This is a genomic window from Citrobacter sp. Cpo074 (assembly GCF_030332745.1).
In the GTDB taxonomy this organism is placed as follows: Bacteria; Pseudomonadota; Gammaproteobacteria; order Enterobacterales; family Enterobacteriaceae; genus Citrobacter; species Citrobacter portucalensis.
Genome location: NZ_JAOWHG010000025.1, coordinates 70,949 through 89,263, shown reverse-complemented (window position 1 = coordinate 89,263; position 18,315 = coordinate 70,949). Strand labels below are relative to the sequence as shown.

Genomic DNA, 18,315 nt, shown 5'->3' with positions numbered 1-18,315 from the left:
ATTAACCATTATTTTATTAATGTTATTTTAGCTAACTATACGAAAAAACAAAGGTTATTCCCTGGGTTGTTATGCTAGTTACTGTTTATTAATAAAATCGATATCGGTAAGTTGAAATATTGGTTTTATCATATTTTAAACATGCATTACATTCTTTTTACATTTTTGAGATTTTGCAGAAATAGGATACTCGGTTTCCAATACACAGAGCGAAATAGATATGGATGAAGATAAAAAATTATTCCCTTTAAGGAAGGCGCTATTACTCACATTGTCGATGTTTTTTTCTGTCAATGTGCTGGCGGCAGGACTGCAATGTGAAAATAAGGATTTCACTTTGCAAACGCTGGGTACCGGTGGGCCAATTACAGACGATCAGCGGGCATCATCGGGAGAGGTTATTTGGTTAAATGGGAAATCAGCAATTCTTATTGATGCGGGCGGGGGGATTTTTTTACGCTTTGGTCAATCAGGTGCCCGGCTGGAGGATTTGAAACTTATCGCCATCAGCCATTTCCACACGGATCATGTCTCAGATTTGGCACCAATTTTAAAAGGGGGATATTTCCTGAAGGAGAAGGAGAGTATTAATCTCGCGGGCCCACAGGGCGGTGGCGCATTCCCCTCCATGACGCAATATTTTGACGCGCTGTTTAAAAAAGAAAAGGGGGCCTACGCCTATCTGAACGGTCTATATAACGCAACCGATGGCTTACAGCTGGCGATGAATATTAAGGACATTAATTACACTGCTTCTGAACCACAGTTGGTATATCAGGACGATGAAATGAAAGTGACCGCTTTGGGAATCCCTCATGGCGATGTTCCTTGCCTGGCATTTCGTATTGATACGGCGAAAGGCACGATTGTTGTTTCCGCCGATCAGAATGGCAGTAATAGCGCATTTATTCATTTCGCCAAAGGCGCGGATATGCTGGTGATGCCGTTAGCCATTGATGAAGACACGGATGACACCTCGAAATTTATTCATGCTGCGCCGGACGTCGTGGGCAAGGTGGCTGCGCAAATCAATCCCAAGGTACTGGTGTTGAATCATTTTATGGGCAAAGGACTACGCCTTAAAGATCAATCGATTGATATTGTGAAGCAGTATTACCACGGTCCGGTCTATAGCAGCCGCGATCTCTCCTGTTTCCCCATTTCATTAGCTAATACGAAGGAATAAGCGATGAAAAAAGATATCGTACTTTCAATCGTCGTGGGTTCCCTTGTAGCCGCAGGAATGGTCAACACCGCCTGCGCAGCAGAGGCAAGCGGCAAGGCCAGTCAGGTTCAGAGTAAAGCGCCAACCAGTAGCGGTAAATGTGCCAGTGGTAAATGTGGAACAGAGAAGATCTACAGCCAGGCGACCCTTCAACATGATCCTCAGGATCAACTGGTGCGTGCCAGAGATGGGAAATGTGGTCTGACAGGGGCCGGTATCGCTAAAAATGAAGCCTCTCAGCCGCTGAATGCTGAAAAGTGTGTCAGTGGCGTATGCGGGAAATAAGTGCAGACGGAGCGGGCATTGGCCTGCGTAGCGAGCATATCGCAACGCTGTTGCAGCAGCCCTGCCGCCAGGATATCGATTTTCTCGAACTGGCCCCGGATAACTGGATGAACCTTGGCGGAGCGAAGCGGGAACAGTTAACCGATATCAGGAAAAAATATCCGTTACTGGCGCATGGACTGAGTTTATCCATTGGAGATACGTGTCCCTTAAACGAAGAATATATGCATGATATTCGGCGTTTTCTTGATGAGTACCATATTGATATCTACAGCGATCATTTGTGTTTCTCACGGGATGCTCAGGGGTATTTCCATGACCTGCTTCCGATCCCCGGTTTTCGTGCGGTGTTGCCTTATCTGGCGGCACGTATCGAGCAGGTACAAAACATAGTGGGGCGGCAGTTGGTTCTTGAAAATATCTCTTCTTATCATCGCTACGCCGGTGAAATGCCGGAGGCGGAGTTTTGGGGAGAACTCCTTCATCTGAGCGGTTGCGGCATGCTGCTGGATATTAATAACGTCTATGTGAATGCCTGTAATCACGGATTTGATGCCTTTGACTATATCCGCAGCATTCCTTCGTCATCGGTTGTTTATTACCACATCGCTGGTCACCTGGAGTATGGCGAATTCAGGCTCGACACGCATGGTATGCCAGTCATAGAAGAGGTATTAGCGCTGGCAAAACAAACGGTTGAGTTTCATGGTGCCCGACCGTTGCTGCTGGAACGAGATAACAACGTTCCACCGCTGGACGCGCTCTGTGCCGAATTAACGCAAATCAGGGAGTATCTTTCACAAGGGAGCACCCATGGCGACAAATACTGTAGTACCTGCATTGTTAGTTGAAATGGAAGCTGAATTTTCCGCTCAACTACGAGCCAGAACACCAATAGGTGGGACATGCTCATCCGGTATGTCGCTGTACAGGAAAATCATCAGAGACAATATTGGCGGGGTGTTGCGCAGTGTCTTTCCCTTATTTTGTCGATGTCTCAATGAGGCTGAAATACGGGAACTGGTGGAGGTTTATCTCTCCCGACATTCGGCCAGCCAGCCGGAATTTCATCAGGTGGCGACGGAATTGCTGCTTTTTATGCGTCAACACTATCCGATCTCGCCTCACGATCTGGCGCTGCTCGAATATGAATGGTTGATGTATGCCGTGGAAATTGATGATAGCAACGTTCCATTTCCGCAGAAAATATCGCTGCCGTTGGGAAATGCTGCTGAGGTTGATGTGGCGTGCAATCCTACATTGAAGATGGTGGCTCTGCCCTTTCTGATTCAGGAAGGGGAACCCTGTTATGAGGATGGTGAACAGTTGAACTATTACGCACTGTATCGCAAACATAATAATACGCTGTACCAGAAGCAACTCAGCCAGTTAGATGTGCAGCTGTTATCGGCAATTCACGAACAGATTATTTCGGCAGAGCAAATGCTAAATAACCCGGCACTTTCTTTAGCGGATATATCTTTACGCTCGTGGCTGGAAACCAACAATAACGACGAAATCTTGTCTTTAAAATATATAGGGTGATGCTATGTTGATAACCGTAATGTCGTGGTACAAGCTCGTGGTATCAAAATTAATGCAAGCAGACTTTATTCCGCTGCTTTTGATTCGCCTTTTTTTAATTCCAGTGATTTTTGCAGGTGCGCACTCAAAGGTTATGGGGTTTAGCGGAACGGTGGCCTGGTTTTCACAACCTACCGCAGAGGGGGGACTGGGATTACCTTTTCCCTGGCTGTTGGCGTTTCTGGCAACGTCGACCGAAGTACTGGGATTGATTTGTATTACGCTGGGACTTTTCACACGCATTATAGCCATTCCCATGATGATAGTTATGAGCGTTGCCAGCCTGATGGTGCACTGGTCGCACGGTTGGCTGGCGATTGCCAGTAACAGTATGGAATCCAGCCAACGTATGTCTGCGTTTCTTCAGTGGTTAATGGAGAATTTCCCAGGGCGTTATAATTATATTACGCAGTTGGGTGACCCGATTATCCTGAATAACGGCATTGAATTCTCTGCGACCTATTTCATCATGCTGTTGGTGTTGCTGATCTACGGTGGCGGCAGGTATGTCAGCGTCGATTATTGGTTAAAAAAAGCGACACTCGCCTGGCGCTATCAGTAACGCGATATCGCTCCGCTCAAATTCGGTCCACGACGAAACGGTCTACGGATACAACACATCAAAAAAGGCGCCAGTGGGCGCCTTTATACCTGACCATCACCCCTCAGGCTTTGCGAGATGGATAAGCGTGTCGACACGCGCGGGGGAGAGCGGTTCGCGCGGCTGCGGCAGCGGCCAGCCGTACAGCCAGCGGGCGCTGGTGGCGCAGACTTTTCCCTGGCAGGCCCCCATTCCACAGCGTGTGGCGAGCTTTGCCGCCTGCCAGCTTTCGGCGTTTTGCACGTCGCCACAACGAATATCCTCACAACGGCAGAGCAGCGTATCTGCGGTGGTCGCGGCTTTTAGCGACTCCGGCAGCGCAAACGTCGTATGCAACGCCTGGGCAAAACGCTGCCAGCGGGCGCGCGCGGAGATGGCGCTTTGGGCCTTTTGCGGACAATTTGCGGCGGCATAGCCGGCAATTTCTCCCTCGGCTAACGCCAGCTCGCTGCCGCCAAAGCCGGTGCATTCTCCTGCCGCATAGATATCCTGCACACTGGTGCGTTGATCCGCATCGACCCAAATAGCCTGATTTTCTGTTTTGCAGCCAAAGATTGCGCCAGGTTCTATATTCGGTACCAGCCCATAGCCAATGGCCAGCCTGTCGCAAGCAATCTCGCGGGTTTGCCCTTGGTGGCGCACGGTCACTGACTGCAGACAGGTATCACCCTGCGCTTGGATGACCTGGCTTGCCGGATGATAGCGGGCTGGAAAGAGCTCGCCGAACTGACGCAATTTTTCAGGCCAGCGCCAGAGCCCGGTTGCGAAACGGGCCAGTGCGGTTATCGGGGCCTGTTCGATGATGGCGACGATATTTCCGCCAGCGCGTTTCACCGTACTGGCGACCGCCAGCAGAAGAGGACCGCTGCCTGCAATGACCACGCGTTCCCCCTTGAGTTGCAGGCCATGTTTTATCTGCGCCTGCAGGCCTCCGGCCCCCGTCACATTGGGTAGCGTCCAGCCGGGAAAAGGCAGCGAGAGTTCTCTGGCGCCGCAGCATAAAATCAGCCGCTGCCAGCGGATTTCGCCGCAGTCGTCTGCGGTTTCGAAGACTACGGAATGTGGGTTGGGGCGGGCAATCAGCCGGGCACCGCTCAGCAGCGTAATGTGGGGATGTTCAGCTACCGCCTGACGAAGCCGTCTGGCGTCCCGGGGGAGTGAGACCTGCGGCCCGTCGCGCCAGATTTGCCCGCCGGGGCGCGGGTTGTCATCAAGGATTATCACTGATTTTCCACAGCGTGCGGCAGCCAGTGCCGCCGACAATCCGGCAGGCCCTGCGCCAAGGATCAGGATCTCACAGTCAACGCTTTGCATGATGGCTCCTTTCAATCACCATTTCGGGCTGGCATTCCGTCTGGCAGGCCAGCACCCGATGTCCGTTCACCGTGACGCGGCACTCCTGGCACACCCCCATTCCGCAGAAGGGCGCGCGCAGTTGACCACTCACTGAACGACGGGTCACGCCGTTGCCCACCAGGGCCAGTGCTGCTGCAATACTCATTCCGACGGGAACCTCACAGGTCTGGCCGTCGATAATTACGTTCAGGGTCGTCATGCGATGGCCTCCTGCTTGTGCAGACGTGCGGGGAGCCAGGCGTCCGGGGACACCGCCGGGCGCTCGCCAAGGATCTGGGCGCAAAGTAACTCGGCGGTTGCTGGCGCGGTTGTGACGCCGAGTCCTTCATGTCCCAGCGCCAGCCAGATACCCGGACGCGCAGGATGTGGGCCAATCAGCGGGTTACCGTCAGCCGATGCCGCGCGAAAACCGCTCCAGCAACGGATGATATTTAGCGTCTCCAGAGAGGGTAAAAAATGGCGCGCTCGCGCCAGCATCTGTGCCAGCAGGGGGAGGTCAACCTCGCGGTCGGTGTTATCAAACTGGCGGGAGGAGCCAATCAGCAACTGTCCGGTGGGGCGTGGCTGAATGTTAAATGCCACTGAGGTGCCGCCTGCATGGGCGCTGGCACCGTATCCCAACTCTACCAACTGGTGGCTGAGCAAGGGGCCGTAGCGGTCGGTAATCGCCAACTGGCCTTTTTTGGGTCTGAGCCAGTTTTCACCCAGCAGCGTGTTGGAACCCAGACCGCTGGCGATGACGATGGCGCGCGCGCGCAGTCGTTTGCCGCTGTGTAGGGTGACGTAAGGGGCATCAACAGTGAGGGCGCTATCCCGAAGGTGCGTTAAATCGGCATCGTTAATAAACCAGCGGGCGACGTTTGGGGCGTAAACTATCCCGTCGCCGGGAACCCACAGCCCGCCAGCGAGTCCGGCGGTGAGCAGCGGTTCGCGTGCGGCAAGCCGATCGCGGGTCTGCATTTCGCTGACAACCTGGTATTGTGCCATTCGTTGTTTTTTTTCTTCTGCCAGCGCAAGCTCTTGCGGCGTTTCCGCCAGCCACAGCGTGCCGCATCCGCGCCAGGCACAGCTTTCCGGCATCCGGGGTGTCAGTTTGCGCCAGCTCTCCAGAGACCAGGCGGAGAGTGCGAGCTCCGCAGGATCGTCATCCATGCACACCAGGTGACCCATACCCGCCGCCGTCGCGCCCGCATTGCCGTCATCGACCAGCGTGACTCGCTGTCCGCGAGCGGCCAGTTGCCAGGCGCAGGCGGCCCCGATAATCCCGGCACCGATGACGATGACGTCACTTTCGATCACAGCGAGATCCCCCAGCAGAACGGATCTTCAGGATTGAGGATCAGCTTGTTATCACCACAGATCCATGCCTCTCCGCGGATCGTCGGGACGATCTTGTCGCCATGCGGCACGAAATGCGCCGTAAATTCGCTGCCGATGATGCTCGCCTGCCGCCAGGATTCTCCGGATTTGAGTTTTCCGTCCTCTGCCAGACAGGCCAGCTTAGCGCTGGTGCCGGTGCCGCAGGGCGACCGATCCCAGGCTTTTCCGGGGCAGAGTACAAAACTGCGGCTGTCCGCGCGATCATCTTCTGCAAACAGTTCGATGTGATCGATAATACCGTCATGTTCGCCACGGATGCCTGCACGATCTAACCCTTCACGGATTGCCCATGCGTACTCCGTCAATTCAGGGATCTTTTCCGGCGAGACCGCGAACGGATGATCGTTGACAAGGAAGAACCAGTTGCCGCCCCAGGCGATATCACCCGTTACCGTACCGTGGATGGTTTCAACCTGTACCTGCTTACGCCAGCGGTAGGCCGGCACGTTTTCGACCGAGACGCTGCCGTCTTCGTGCAGCGTGGCGGTCACATCGCCCACCGGCGTTTCAATCAGATGTTTACCGGGCTGAATGCGCCCAAGCCATGCCAGCGAGGCAATCAGCCCGATGGTGCCGTGACCGCACATGTTCAAAAAGCCGCAGTTGTTAAAGAAGATGACTCCCGCCGTGGCCTGTGGCGAAACTGGCTCACAGAGCAATGCACCGACCAGAACGTCGTTACCGCGCGGCTCAAGAATAATGGCTTTACGCCAGTCGTCGTAGTCGCGGGAAAAACGCTCCCGACGCTCGCTCATGTTCCCCGTTCCCAGATCCGGAAAGCCGTCGATGACCAGGCGAGTGGGTTCACCGCCGGTGTGAGAATCAATCACTCTCAGTTCACTGTACTGTGCTGTCATAGGATCTCCGGAAAGTTAATGTTTTGTTGCTAAATGCTGACGCAAGCCTTGCGTCCCTGCTTGATCGCTTTCGTCACCGTAAATGACGAAATCAGCATAATGGCCGCTGTCATCGTTAAGGTGATATCATATTTATTTGTTATTAATCATTTTGTTAGTGGTGTGGTAAACCAAAAATGGCAACCGCGCCAGTGGCTGGAAAAGGGGAAATTATAAATCTACGGCAGGATCGCAAAACGCAGTAAGGATGCTTGCTGAGTTAACAAAAAGTTAATAAATATTCAGATCACTAATCGGGAGGAAGCGTGATGTCCTGTGTGATTAATGATGTGCGGGCCCCGTCGCCGGTGCCTGAAGTGGCTGAACTTAGCCAGATATGTGAGGGGTTGGCGCGTCAGCGTCCGGACAATATCCAGACGTTGCTCCATGCGATGGCATTGATTGCGCCGCTGCTCAATGCCATTCCGAATGTGGTTTTTTTTATCAAAGATGTGCAGGCCCGCTATTTAATGGTCAATATGACCCTGGCACGACGCTGCGGGTTTAAGACGGTCGTTTCTCTGCTGGGTAAAACCTCTGCTGATGTTTTCCCTTCAGCGCTTGGGCTGGGCTATACCGAGCAGGATATGCGGGTGCTGCGCGAAGGGGTAACGCTGCGCGATCAGCTGGAAATGCATCTCTACAACGGTCGTGAACGCGGCTGGTGTTTGACCCAGAAGCTGGCGCTGCGGGATGCGCAGGGCCAGGTCATCGGTATGGCGGGGATTTCACATGATCTGCAGGAAGCGCAGGCGCGTCACCCGGCGTGGCAGCGACTGGCGATCGTCGACGATCATATCCGCAACCATTATCACCGTCCCATCGCGATGGAAGAACTAACCGCCCTGAGTGGCATGTCGGTGGCGCAAATTGAGCGCTACTGTAAGCGTATTTTTCATCTCACTCCGCGCCAGATGATCCACAAAGTTCGGCTGGAAAAAGCCACCGAACTGCTGGCGGGCGATACGCCGATTACCGATATTGCGTTGCAGTGCGGTTATACCGATCACAGCGCGTTTAGCCGCCAGTTTAAGGCGATGACGGGCTCTACGCCGCGTGATTTTCGCATTACGCTTGCCGGGTAAGACACACTCACTGTGCTAATTTCGTCATCAAAGAGGAAGAAAACCACCAAGCAGTCGGTCGCCTGAAACGTCAATCTGTCAGTGAATATTCACCATTTATTCACTTTAAATTAACAAATTGACGACAAGGAACCGAACATGAGCAAGAAAGCCATTCACTGGAGCGGTGTATTCCCGGCAGTCAGCACCCAGTTTCGTAGCGATTATTCCCTGGATCTGGATGCCACCCATACGGTGATGAAAAACCTGGTCAAGGATGGTGTTTCTGGCCTGGTGGTGTGCGGCAGCGTGGGGGAGAACACCTCTCTGACCACGCAGGAAAAGCTACAGATCATCGAAGTAGCGAAAGATGCTGCGGGCGGTCAGATCCCGGTTATTGCGGGGGTGGCCGAATTCACCACCGCGTTTGCACAGAAGATGGCGAAAGAGGCAGAGCGCGTGGGCGTCGACGGTATTATGGTGATGCCTGCGCTGGTGTATTCCTCAAAACCGCATGAAACAGCGGCCCACTTCCGCAGTGTGGCTACGGCTACCGACCTGCCTATCATGGTGTACAACAACCCGCCGATTTACAAAAACGACGTGACGCCGGACATCCTGGCGACGCTTGCCGACTGCGACAACATCGTCTGTTTCAAAGACTCCTCCGGCGATACCCGCCGTTTTATCGACCTGCGCAACTCCGTTGGCGACCGCTTTGTGCTGTTCGCTGGGCTGGATGATGTGGTGGTCGAGAGCATTGCCGTTGGGGCGGAAGGCTGGATCTCCGGAATGTCGAACGCCTTCCCGCGTGAAGGGGAGACGTTGTTCCGCCTGGCGAAACAACAGCGTTATGAGGAAGCGATGGCGCTTTACCGCTGGTTTATGCCGTTGCTGCATCTGGATGCGCGCCCGGATCTGGTGCAGTGCATCAAGCTCTGTGAAGAATTGCTGGGGCGTGGCAGCGCCATTACCCGTCCACCGCGTCTGGCGCTGGAAGGGGATACCCGTGCGCAAGTGGTGGCGATTGTTGAGAAGGCGCTGGCGACCCGTCCACAGCTGCCGGATGTTGGCCTTTAAGTAAAGGAGTGATGATGACGCTACCTCTCTCTGTTTCGGGTCAGCAGTTTATCGCCGGACGCCGCGTGGCAAGCGGTGAGGCGACGCTGCCAAGCCTGCGTGCCGCTGACGGCAAGCTGACCGGATACCATTTTTACCCGGCCTCTCGTGAGGAGGCCGCCGCCGCGGCGGAGGCGGCTGACCAGGCGTTTCCTGTCTATTCACAGACAGCGCCGGACGTGCGTGCCCGCTTTCTCGACACCCTTGCCGACGAGCTGGATTTGCTCGGCGAGGATTTTTTCGCCATAGCCCACCAGGAAACGGCACTACCGCTGGCGCGGTTACAGGGAGAGCGCACCCGTACCAGTAATCAGCTGCGCATGTTTGCCGGGGTGCTGCGTCGGGGCGATGCCTTTGGCGTACGCATTGATACCGCACTCCCTGACCGCCAGCCCCTGCCACGTCCGGATCTGCGTCAGTATCTGACCGCGCTTGGCCCGGTGGCGGTGTTCGGGGCCAGCAATTTTCCGCTGGCCTTTTCTACGGCGGGAGGCGATACCGCATCCGCGCTGGCGGCGGGTTGTCCGGTGGTGGTGAAAGCCCATCCCGGACATATGGCGACGGCGGAATTGACTGCCCAGGCGATTGTGCGTGCGGTCGCGGCATCTGGCCTGCCTGCGGGCGTTTTTAACATGATTTTCGGCACCGATATTGGCGCGGATTTGGTTCGCCATCCGGCAATTCAGGCGGTGGGTTTTACCGGTTCGCTGCGCGGCGGTAAGGCGCTCTGGCAGCTGGCGCAGCAGCGTCCGCAGCCGATCCCCGTCTTTGCGGAAATGTCGGCCATTAACCCGCTGATTATTCTGCCGCAGGCCGTCGCCACGCGGGCAGAAACGCTGGCCAATGAGCTGGTGTCCTCTTTCACTTTGGGATGTGGGCAGTTTTGTACCAAGCCGGGGCTGATCCTTGTCTTACGCGGCGAAGGTATGTCCCGCTTCACGCAGGCGCTGAAGGTTGCGGTTGACCAGGCCCCGGTACAGATCATGCTGAATGCCCCGACGCTCGCCCATTATGAAGAGGGGGTCAGCGCGCTTGAGGCACATCCGCATATTCAGCGTCTGGCAGGGTCTGATGAATCGGTTATCGGCCGCGCGCAGGCCCGGTTGTATCAGGCTCCGGCTTCGCTGCTGCTGGCACAGGATCCACTGCTACAGCAGGAGGTGTTTGGCCCGCTGGCGGTGTTGGTCGAGGTGGCCGATGAGGCGGAGTTGCAGTCCATTTTGCGCGTGATTCCGGGCCAACTGACGGCTACTGTGCACGCCGAATCTGATGATGGGCCGCTGGCGCAGCGCCTGCTGCCAGCCCTCACCGAAAAAGCGGGACGCGTTTTGTTTAACGGTTATCCGACCGGTGTCGAGGTTTGTGATGCCATGGTGCACGGTGGTCCGTGGCCTGCCACCACCGATGCTCGCGGTACCTCGGTAGGGACGCAATCCATCGACCGTTTTTTACGCCCGGTATGCCTGCAAAATGTGCCTGCCGCGCTGCTTCCGCCTGCTGTCCAGGATGACAACCCTCTGAACCTGCTGCGCCTGATTAACGGGCAGTGGACCCGGGAAGCCATTTCCCCCTCTGTTGACTGAAGGGCATGACCATGACGATTCACTCTACGCACCAAACACAGGCCCGCGTTGCTGAGGTGGGTAAATTTAAAAAGCAGCTAACGCTAACCGACCTGACGTTTATTGGGCTTGGGGCTATCTTCGGTTCCGGCTGGCTGTTTGCCGCAAGCCATGTGGCATCGATTGCCGGACCTGCGGGCATTGCCTCGTGGGTCATCGGTGGGATTGCCGTTCTGCTGTTAGGGATTGTCTATTGTGAGCTGGGCGCGGCACTGCCTCGTGCCGGGGGGATTATCCGTTATCCGGTCTTTTCCCACGGTGAGTTGATGGGGTATCTGCTTGGATTTATTACGCTGATTGCGTTTTCAAGCCTCATCTCCATAGAGATTGTTGCTGCACGGCAGTATGCGGCAGCATGGTTCCCGATGCTGACTCAAACTGGTTCAAGCGACCCAACGTTGCTGGGATGGGTAGTGCAGTTTTTGCTGCTGTGTTTGTTCTTCGGGCTGAATTACTACAGTGTAAAAACGTTTGCCCGTTCCAATAACATCATCAGTATTCTGAAATTTTTGGTGCCGTTGGCGGTCGTTGTGACGCTCTTTACCTTTTTCAAACCTGAGAACCTGCACGTTCAGGGAATTGCACCCTTTGGTATGTCGGGCGTTGAGGCTGCGATTAGCGCCGGTGGGATCATCTTCGCCTACCTGGGGTTGACGCCAATTATTTCGGTGGCGAGTGAAGTAAAGAATCCACAGCGTACCATCCCGGTGGCGCTGATTTTATCCGTGGTGCTGTCGACGATTATTTACGTGCTGTTGCAGTTGGCATTTCTTGGCAGTATTCCGACCGATATGCTGGGTGGCGGCTGGGCGGAGATCAGCAAGCAATTTTCGCTGCCGTACCGGGATATCGCCATTACGCTCGGTATGGGCTGGCTGGCGTTTATGGTGGTGTGCGACGCGATTGTCTCCCCAAGTGGTACCGGCAATATCTACATGAACGCCACGCCGCGCGTGATTTATGGCTGGGCGAAAGCTGGCACCTTCTTTAAGACGTTTACCCACATCGATAAAGAGTCTGGCATTCCGCGTCCGGCGCTGTGGCTGACCTTTGCATTGTCTATCTTCTGGACATTGCCGTTCCCGTCATGGGAACAGCTGATAAGCGTGGTGTCGGCGGCGCTGGTACTGAGCTACACCATTGCCCCGGTCACGGCGGCGGGGCTACGTCGTAATGCACCGGATTTGCCGCGCCCATTCCGCGTGCGTGCCTTCGGGATTATCGGTCCGGTGTCGTTTGTGATTTCGGCGCTGATTGTATTCTGGTCTGGCTGGGGCACGCTGTCATGGCTGCTGGGACTGCAGATTGTGATGTTTGTCGTCTATGTGCTTTGCAAATCAAAAGTGCCGGTACACACCGTGAGTCTGGCGCAGCAGGTGAAATCGTCTCTGTGGCTTATCGCCTTCTACGCGCTGATTATGCTCTTCTCCTGGCTGGGCAGTTTTGGGGGCACAGGGGTGATTGGTCATCCGTGGGATACGGTGGTGGTAGCGGTGATGTCGCTGGGAATTTACTACTGGGGTGAGCGAACCTGTCTGCCGCGGGCTAACTTTACCGGTGATGAAGAAGAGTAAAGGAGTCGGTCATGGAGATGGTAAACCTCTCGTTAACAGAGGCTTATGCGCTGGCATATAAGGTGCTGCGCGGGAACGGATTCAGTGAAGCGCATGCCGTGGCGATCGCGACAAACGTGACCCACGGTGAGCGTGATGGCTGTGCCTCGCATGGTTTGTGGCGGTTGCTGGGGATTGTGGAGACGCGACGTAAAGGAAAGGTGTCACCTGACGCTGAGCCGGTTATCACCGATACCGCGCCGGCCATTGTGAAGGTGGACGCCGGTGGGGCATTTTCCCTGCTGGCATTCGAGCGCGCGCTTCCACTGTTGATAGAAAAGGCGCGCCACAGCGGTATTGCAGCCCTTGCGATTAACCGCTGTGTGCACTTTTCGGCGCTGTTTGCCGACGTTGAGCCGCTCACGGAGGCGGGGCTGGTGGCGCTGGCGACGACGCCCAGCCATGCGTGGGTTGCTCCCGCAGGCGGGACGCAGCCGCTTTTTGGCACTAACCCGATAGCATTTGGCTGGCCGCGTGAAGAAAAACCCCCGTTTATCTTCGACATGGCCACCAGTGCGGCGGCACGGGGAGAGATCCAACTCCATCAACGGGCGGGAAAAGCGGTGCCGGAAGGGTGGGGGATTGACGGTGACGGTCAGGCCACCACCGACGCGCAGGCGATCCTCGACGGTGCGATGTTGACGTTTGGCGGGCATAAAGGGTCTGCACTGGCGGCAATGGTGGAACTGCTTGCCGGACCGCTCATCGGCGATATGACCAGCGCGGAATCGCTGGCGTGGGATAAGGGGGCTGGCGGGTTGCCCTATGGTGGCGAGCTGATTCTGGCCCTGGACCCGGCCCGCTTTCTGGGACAGGAGGCTCCGCAGCATCTGGCGCGTGCCGAGAGACTCTTTGCAGATATGCAGCGGCAAGGAGCGCGTTTGCCGGGCGAGCGTCGCTATCATTCCCGTACGCGTACAACTCGTGACGGTGTGGAAATAGCCCATTCGCTGTTCAAGGATATATCTGCGTTAGTGAAATAATTATTGGTATTATCGCGATAACAGGAGGGATGATGTCCCTCCTGTTATACGTTTATATAAATAGTTACTGTGATTAGCGATGCGCAGGTGTTGGCGCACCTTCGTATCGCGCTAATAAAACCCCTGTAAATTTCCCCAGTAATCTTCGGTAAGTCCAGATGTAAATAAGATGAAATAAGCGCGAATAGCATGCTTTTGGAATAAATAGAAAACGCCTTCATCCCAATAAATCCGGTATTATTCATCGTATTTATTCATTATCTTTCTCGCGCCTGAATATCCCCACGCTCCAGAAAACAACGCCTGTCGGCATCAGACCAAAAATGCGATCTAACTCACTGAAGCAAATAGCAAACTCTGAAACAACGCTTAATTGTACACTTTGCTTTACACTTTTAGTGATGTAAATCACAAATATAAACCCGCGAAGTGATCCGACTCTCACAAATTGGGGTGTACTCATTGAGCAATACATTATGAGAACAGCCTGGAAAGTTAAGTTTTCAGTATTTTCCTTCTCCAGTGACATGCAACGGTCAAGGGCAAATCAACACGCAAAAAAAACTCGTTGAATATGAACGGGTAAAAAAATGACGTGTGATTTGCATCACTCACATTTACAGCTTTTTAAATTATTGCCAGTAATTAATGTTGACCGGGCTATTTCCATAATCAATCAAATCTTGCATAGTGCCTCCACATTATTTCTCCCCCTGGCTCAGGAGGCGAATAGTTATATTTCATCAGACTTTATTGATGAACCAGGTATGATTTACTTCACATTAATACGTACATGACCACTGTTACTGGAGAAACAAAATGAATTATCCGGCAGAACCCTTCCGTATTAAAAGCGTTGAAACTGTATCTATGATCCCGCGTGATGAGCGCCTTAAGAAAATGCAGGAAGCGGGTTACAATACTTTCCTGTTAAATTCGAAAGATATTTATATTGACCTGCTGACCGACAGTGGCACCAACGCAATGAGCGACAAGCAGTGGGCCGGAATGATGATGGGTGATGAAGCGTACGCGGGCAGCGAAAACTTCTATCATCTGGAAAGAACCGTGCAGGAACTGTTCGGCTTTAAACATATTGTTCCGACTCACCAGGGGCGTGGCGCAGAAAACCTGTTATCGCAACTGGCTATTAAACCAGGGCAATATGTTGCCGGGAATATGTATTTCACTACCACCCGTTATCATCAGGAAAAAAATGGTGCGGTGTTTGTCGATATCGTTCGTGACGAAGCGCACGATGCCGGTCTGAATATTGCGTTTAAAGGTGATATCGATCTTAAAAAATTACAAAAACTGATTGATGAAAAAGGCGCAGAGAATATTGCGTATATCTGCCTGGCGGTGACGGTTAACCTCGCGGGCGGGCAGCCGGTCTCGATGGCGAACATGCGTGCGGTGCGTGAACTGACGGCAGCGCACGGCATTAAAGTGTTCTACGACGCTACCCGCTGCGTAGAAAACGCCTACTTTATCAAAGAGCAAGAGCAGGGATTTGAGAACAAGAGCATCGCCGAGATCGTGCATGAGATGTTCAGCTACGCCGACGGTTGTACCATGAGTGGTAAAAAAGACTGTCTGGTGAACATCGGCGGTTTCCTGTGCATGAACGATGACGAAATGTTCTCTTCTGCCAAAGAGTTAGTCGTAGTTTACGAAGGTATGCCATCCTACGGCGGCCTGGCCGGACGCGACATGGAAGCGATGGCGATTGGCCTGCGCGAAGCCATGCAGTACGAGTACATCGAGCACCGCGTGAAGCAGGTTCGCTACCTGGGCGATAAGCTGAAAGCCGCTGGCGTACCGATTGTTGAACCGGTGGGTGGTCACGCGGTATTCCTCGATGCGCGTCGCTTCTGCGAGCATCTGACGCAGGACGAGTTCCCGGCACAAAGTCTGGCCGCCAGCATCTATGTGGAAACCGGTGTACGTAGTATGGAACGTGGAATTATCTCTGCGGGCCGTAATAACGTGACCGGTGAACACCACAGACCGAAACTGGAAACCGTGCGTCTGACTATTCCACGCCGTGTTTATACCTACGCACATATGGATGTCGTGGCTGACGGTATTATTAAACTTTACCAGCACAAAGAAGATATTCGCGGGCTGAAGTTTATTTACGAGCCGAAGCAGTTACGTTTCTTTACTGCACGCTTTGATTACATCTAAAAAATAGTTATGGCCCCATCACGTGATGGGGCTTTTTTGTATTCCTTTTCCATGAACAGGAAGCCTTTGCGGTGCCCGTTACCGTGACATAACTAAAAGAAGTAAACCCTGACTCCGACATTTTTATTATCCGCATGATGTACAAATGACAGCTGTAATTATAACGAATAGTCTACAGGAACATTTATCATGGATATTAATGCCATTGAGCGACAGAGTAGTACACCCGGACTGATTAGCGGAACCATGTTGGTTATCGCGACCGTAGTGGGTGGCGGGATGTTCTCCCTGCCGATTGCGATGGCCGGCGTATGGTTCCCCGGTGCGTCAGTTATTCTTCTGTTTATCGCCATCATGATGTTATTAACCGGTCTGATGCTGGTTGAAGTCAACCTGCATTATGGCGCCGGTGCCAGTTTTAATACCTTTACTCAGGATTTATTAGGTCGTAAGTGGAATATCGTTGTCGGTATCGCTTTCGGCTTTGTGCTGTATATTCTGACCTATGCCTATATTTCCGGATCGTCAGCGGTGATGGCGCAAACCGTGTTCAAATACAGCGGCGTGCGCTTTCCGGCGAATATCTCGGTGGTGATCGTCAGTATGCTGGTCGGCGCGATTGCCTGGTACAGCTCTTTGCTGGTCGGACGCATCACTACCGTGTTGATTATCGGTAAGTTTATCGCGTTCTTTGCTACTTTCTCCGGGCTGGTTGGTCATATTGAAGTGGCGAAACTTGTCGACAGTGTGGCGGTGGCGCTGCCCAACTCACAGTACCTGCCTTACATTCTGATGACGCTGCCGTTCTGTATTATCTCGTTTGGTTTTCACGGTAACGTGCCAAGTCTGGTCAAGCTGTATGGCAAGAGTGGGGTCTCGAATATCACGCGTTCGATTATCATCGGTACGCTGTTTGCCCTGCTGCTGTACATCTTCTGGCTGGGCGTCACGATGGGTAACATCAGCCGTTCCGCGTTCCCGCCAATTATCGCCAAAGGCGGCAATATCGACGTGTTTGTTGAGGCCATCAGCGAGCTGTTCACCAGCCGGTATATGGATCTGATCCTGACCTTCTTCGGCAACTTCGCAGTAGCCAGTTCTCTGCTGGCGGCGACGCTTGGCTTGTTCGATTACATCGCCGACCTGTTTCACTTCCCGGATGACGGCATGGGCCGACTGAAAACCGCGCTGGTGACCTACTTCCCGCCAGCCGCAGTATGCTTCTTCTTCCCGAACGGTTTTGTGCACGCGATTGGCTACGCCGGTCTGGCCTTTACCATCTGGAGCGTGATCCTGCCGCCGTTCCTGGTGAAAGCCGCGCGGAAACGTTTTCCGACCGCCAGCTATACCGCGCCCTGTAATAACACCGTACTTAACCTGGTGATTGTCTGTGGAGCGGTTGTCTATCTGACGGTTGTTCTGGACGTATTTGGTCTGCTGCCAACGTTTCGTTAGACGGAGTCAAAATGAAAAACGTGTTGTCTGTTCAGTCGTCAGTCGTTTATGGCTATGCCGGAAATAAAGCCGCTGTGCTGCCGATGCAGCTTTCGGGGATCGATGTCTGGCCGTTTTACACCGTACAGTTTTCCAACCACACCCAGTACGGGATGTGGCAGGGCATGGCGATGCCGCACGGCGAGCTGAGTGCCATCATCAGTGGGCTGGATGACCTGCAAAAGCTGGCGCAATGCGATGCCGTGCTGTCCGGGTATCTTGGAGATAAGCGTCATTGTGAAGAGGTGAAGCACGCGGTCACCACCATTCGTCAGCGTAATCCGCAGGCGCTCTATTTTTGCGATCCGGTGATGGGCGATCCGCAAAAAGGCTGCATTGTCGCGCAGGGCGTAGAGTCCTTTTTTGTCGATGATGCCATTCAACTGGCCGACATCATGGGACCGAATCTCTATGAGCTGGGCGTGCTGACGGGCAGACAACTGCGTGGTTTTGACGAGGTGGTGGAAGCTGCGCAGCAGCTGGTGTCGTGGGGTGTGAAGAAGGTGCTGGTGAAGCATCTCGGCGACTGTTCGCGGGACAAACAGGCGTTTGAAATGCTGCTGGTGACGCCGGAACAGACGTTACACATTGCCCGGCCGCTGTATACCTTTGCCAAAATGCCGGTGGGCGTTGGGGATCTGATTTGCAGCGTGATGCTGGCCTCACTGCTCAATGGTTATGAGGACAAGCAGGCGCTGGAGCGGACCACCAGTGTCGTCGATGCGGTGATGCGACTGACAAAAGAACATGATTCGTATGAACTGCGACTGATAGATGCGCGTCACCAGATAATGGATCCGCAAATTAGCTATCGGGCAGCGGTACTGTAGCGCCACGAGGGGGCTCTATGTTTCTGACATTGCTGCGGCTTCAGCATCCTCTGGTTTACCGTTTCGCGTGGCT

The 18,315-nt window shown here is 53.9% G+C and carries 17 protein-coding genes; 13 read left to right on the top strand and 4 right to left on the bottom strand.

Annotated elements, in window-relative coordinates; genetic code table 11:
- The first annotated feature begins 220 nt into the window (after window positions 1–220).
- Genes OGX83_RS02955 through OGX83_RS02935 form a run of 5 tightly spaced genes read left to right on the top strand, consistent with a single transcriptional unit; the run spans window position 221 to window position 3,656 of the window.
- Window positions 221–1,186, top strand: a complete 966-nt coding sequence (locus tag OGX83_RS02955; RefSeq protein ID WP_267448164.1) for an MBL fold metallo-hydrolase — start codon at window positions 221–223, stop codon at window positions 1,184–1,186.
- Between the two features lie 3 nt (window positions 1,187–1,189).
- Window positions 1,190–1,510: a hypothetical protein gene (locus OGX83_RS02950; protein ID WP_128612184.1), complete on the top strand. Its 321-nt coding sequence runs from the start codon at window positions 1,190–1,192 to the stop codon at window positions 1,508–1,510.
- Complete coding sequence (locus OGX83_RS02945) at window positions 1,498–2,361, top strand: MbnB/TglH/ChrH family RiPP precursor modification enzyme (RefSeq protein ID WP_286587316.1); 864 nt, start codon at window positions 1,498–1,500, stop codon at window positions 2,359–2,361. Before OGX83_RS02950 ends, OGX83_RS02945 begins: the two co-directional genes overlap by 13 nt.
- On the top strand, window positions 2,324–3,055 hold the full coding sequence (locus OGX83_RS02940) for an HvfC/BufC family peptide modification chaperone (RefSeq protein ID WP_286587314.1): 732 nt from the start codon (window positions 2,324–2,326) through the stop codon (window positions 3,053–3,055). The genes OGX83_RS02945 and OGX83_RS02940 overlap by 38 nt, the downstream gene beginning before the upstream one ends.
- Before the next feature lie 4 nt (window positions 3,056–3,059).
- Window positions 3,060–3,656, top strand: a complete 597-nt coding sequence (locus tag OGX83_RS02935) for an HvfX family Cu-binding RiPP maturation protein (RefSeq protein WP_057068537.1) — start codon at window positions 3,060–3,062, stop codon at window positions 3,654–3,656.
- A gap of 96 nt (window positions 3,657–3,752) precedes the next feature.
- Here OGX83_RS02935 and OGX83_RS02930 read toward each other — a convergent pair whose 3' ends face one another.
- From OGX83_RS02930 to OGX83_RS02915, 4 genes are read right to left on the bottom strand one after another with little or no spacing between them, the layout of a single operon-like run.
- The gene (locus OGX83_RS02930) at window positions 3,753–5,009 is read right to left on the bottom strand and encodes an NAD(P)/FAD-dependent oxidoreductase (RefSeq protein ID WP_286587311.1); all 1,257 of its coding nucleotides are present in this window, start codon (window positions 5,007–5,009) and stop codon (window positions 3,753–3,755) included.
- Window positions 4,996–5,250 (bottom strand): (2Fe-2S)-binding protein, encoded by a 255-nt coding sequence (locus tag OGX83_RS02925; protein ID WP_057068533.1) that lies wholly within the window; start codon window positions 5,248–5,250, stop codon window positions 4,996–4,998. Before OGX83_RS02925 ends, OGX83_RS02930 begins: the two co-directional genes overlap by 14 nt.
- Window positions 5,247–6,350 carry an NAD(P)/FAD-dependent oxidoreductase gene (locus tag OGX83_RS02920; RefSeq protein ID WP_137377265.1) on the bottom strand — a complete coding sequence of 368 codons (1,104 nt, stop codon included), beginning with the start codon at window positions 6,348–6,350 and terminating at the stop codon, window positions 5,247–5,249. Before OGX83_RS02920 ends, OGX83_RS02925 begins: the two co-directional genes overlap by 4 nt.
- The gene (locus OGX83_RS02915; RefSeq protein ID WP_286587309.1) at window positions 6,347–7,288 is read right to left on the bottom strand and encodes a 4-hydroxyproline epimerase; all 942 of its coding nucleotides are present in this window, start codon (window positions 7,286–7,288) and stop codon (window positions 6,347–6,349) included. The genes OGX83_RS02920 and OGX83_RS02915 overlap by 4 nt, the downstream gene beginning before the upstream one ends.
- A gap of 308 nt (window positions 7,289–7,596) precedes the next feature.
- Between OGX83_RS02915 and OGX83_RS02910 the strand changes: the two genes are divergently transcribed.
- The 8 genes from OGX83_RS02910 to pdxY all read left to right on the top strand — a co-directional run bounded on the left by OGX83_RS02910 (window position 7,597) and on the right by pdxY (window position 18,242).
- Window positions 7,597–8,412, top strand: coding sequence for an AraC family transcriptional regulator (locus tag OGX83_RS02910; protein WP_008786078.1), 816 nt, complete (start codon window positions 7,597–7,599; stop codon window positions 8,410–8,412).
- A gap of 138 nt (window positions 8,413–8,550) precedes the next feature.
- Window positions 8,551–9,471 carry a dihydrodipicolinate synthase family protein gene (locus OGX83_RS02905; protein ID WP_003830108.1) on the top strand — a complete coding sequence of 307 codons (921 nt, stop codon included), beginning with the start codon at window positions 8,551–8,553 and terminating at the stop codon, window positions 9,469–9,471.
- Between the two features lie 14 nt (window positions 9,472–9,485).
- Window positions 9,486–11,093, top strand: coding sequence for an aldehyde dehydrogenase (NADP(+)) (locus OGX83_RS02900; RefSeq protein WP_250672255.1), 1,608 nt, complete (start codon window positions 9,486–9,488; stop codon window positions 11,091–11,093).
- A gap of 11 nt (window positions 11,094–11,104) precedes the next feature.
- Window positions 11,105–12,706 (top strand): APC family permease, encoded by a 1,602-nt coding sequence (locus OGX83_RS02895; RefSeq protein ID WP_286587307.1) that lies wholly within the window; start codon window positions 11,105–11,107, stop codon window positions 12,704–12,706.
- Window positions 12,707–12,717: 11 nt separating this feature from the next.
- Window positions 12,718–13,728 (top strand): Ldh family oxidoreductase, encoded by a 1,011-nt coding sequence (locus OGX83_RS02890; protein ID WP_286587304.1) that lies wholly within the window; start codon window positions 12,718–12,720, stop codon window positions 13,726–13,728.
- Window positions 13,729–14,547: 819 nt separating this feature from the next.
- Window positions 14,548–15,918: a tyrosine phenol-lyase gene (locus OGX83_RS02885; protein ID WP_016155590.1), complete on the top strand. Its 1,371-nt coding sequence runs from the start codon at window positions 14,548–14,550 to the stop codon at window positions 15,916–15,918.
- A gap of 189 nt (window positions 15,919–16,107) precedes the next feature.
- Complete coding sequence (locus OGX83_RS02880; RefSeq protein WP_032942280.1) at window positions 16,108–17,373, top strand: aromatic amino acid transporter; 1,266 nt, start codon at window positions 16,108–16,110, stop codon at window positions 17,371–17,373.
- A gap of 11 nt (window positions 17,374–17,384) precedes the next feature.
- Window positions 17,385–18,242, top strand: coding sequence for a pyridoxal kinase PdxY (pdxY, locus tag OGX83_RS02875; RefSeq protein WP_286587302.1), 858 nt, complete (start codon window positions 17,385–17,387; stop codon window positions 18,240–18,242).
- The last annotated feature ends 73 nt before the right edge of the window (window positions 18,243–18,315 follow it).

Excerpts from the sequence above, each read along its gene's own strand:
- OGX83_RS02955 (WP_267448164.1), top strand. The coding sequence starts at position 221 with ATGGATGAAGATAAAAAATTATTCCCTTTAAGGAAGGCGCTATTACTC.
- OGX83_RS02950 (WP_128612184.1), top strand. The coding sequence starts at position 1,190 with ATGAAAAAAGATATCGTACTTTCAATCGTCGTGGGTTCCCTTGTAGCC.
- OGX83_RS02945 (WP_286587316.1), top strand. The coding sequence starts at position 1,498 with ATGCGGGAAATAAGTGCAGACGGAGCGGGCATTGGCCTGCGTAGCGAG.
- OGX83_RS02940 (WP_286587314.1), top strand. The coding sequence starts at position 2,324 with ATGGCGACAAATACTGTAGTACCTGCATTGTTAGTTGAAATGGAAGCT.
- OGX83_RS02935 (WP_057068537.1), top strand. The coding sequence starts at position 3,060 with ATGTTGATAACCGTAATGTCGTGGTACAAGCTCGTGGTATCAAAATTA.
- OGX83_RS02930 (WP_286587311.1), bottom strand. The coding sequence starts at position 5,009 with ATGCAAAGCGTTGACTGTGAGATCCTGATCCTTGGCGCAGGGCCTGCC.
- OGX83_RS02925 (WP_057068533.1), bottom strand. The coding sequence starts at position 5,250 with ATGACGACCCTGAACGTAATTATCGACGGCCAGACCTGTGAGGTTCCC.
- OGX83_RS02915 (WP_286587309.1), bottom strand. The coding sequence starts at position 7,288 with ATGACAGCACAGTACAGTGAACTGAGAGTGATTGATTCTCACACCGGC.
- OGX83_RS02910 (WP_008786078.1), top strand. The coding sequence starts at position 7,597 with ATGTCCTGTGTGATTAATGATGTGCGGGCCCCGTCGCCGGTGCCTGAA.
- OGX83_RS02905 (WP_003830108.1), top strand. The coding sequence starts at position 8,551 with ATGAGCAAGAAAGCCATTCACTGGAGCGGTGTATTCCCGGCAGTCAGC.
- OGX83_RS02900 (WP_250672255.1), top strand. The coding sequence starts at position 9,486 with ATGACGCTACCTCTCTCTGTTTCGGGTCAGCAGTTTATCGCCGGACGC.
- OGX83_RS02895 (WP_286587307.1), top strand. The coding sequence starts at position 11,105 with ATGACGATTCACTCTACGCACCAAACACAGGCCCGCGTTGCTGAGGTG.
- OGX83_RS02890 (WP_286587304.1), top strand. The coding sequence starts at position 12,718 with ATGGAGATGGTAAACCTCTCGTTAACAGAGGCTTATGCGCTGGCATAT.
- OGX83_RS02885 (WP_016155590.1), top strand. The coding sequence starts at position 14,548 with ATGAATTATCCGGCAGAACCCTTCCGTATTAAAAGCGTTGAAACTGTA.
- OGX83_RS02880 (WP_032942280.1), top strand. The coding sequence starts at position 16,108 with ATGGATATTAATGCCATTGAGCGACAGAGTAGTACACCCGGACTGATT.
- pdxY (WP_286587302.1), top strand. The coding sequence starts at position 17,385 with ATGAAAAACGTGTTGTCTGTTCAGTCGTCAGTCGTTTATGGCTATGCC.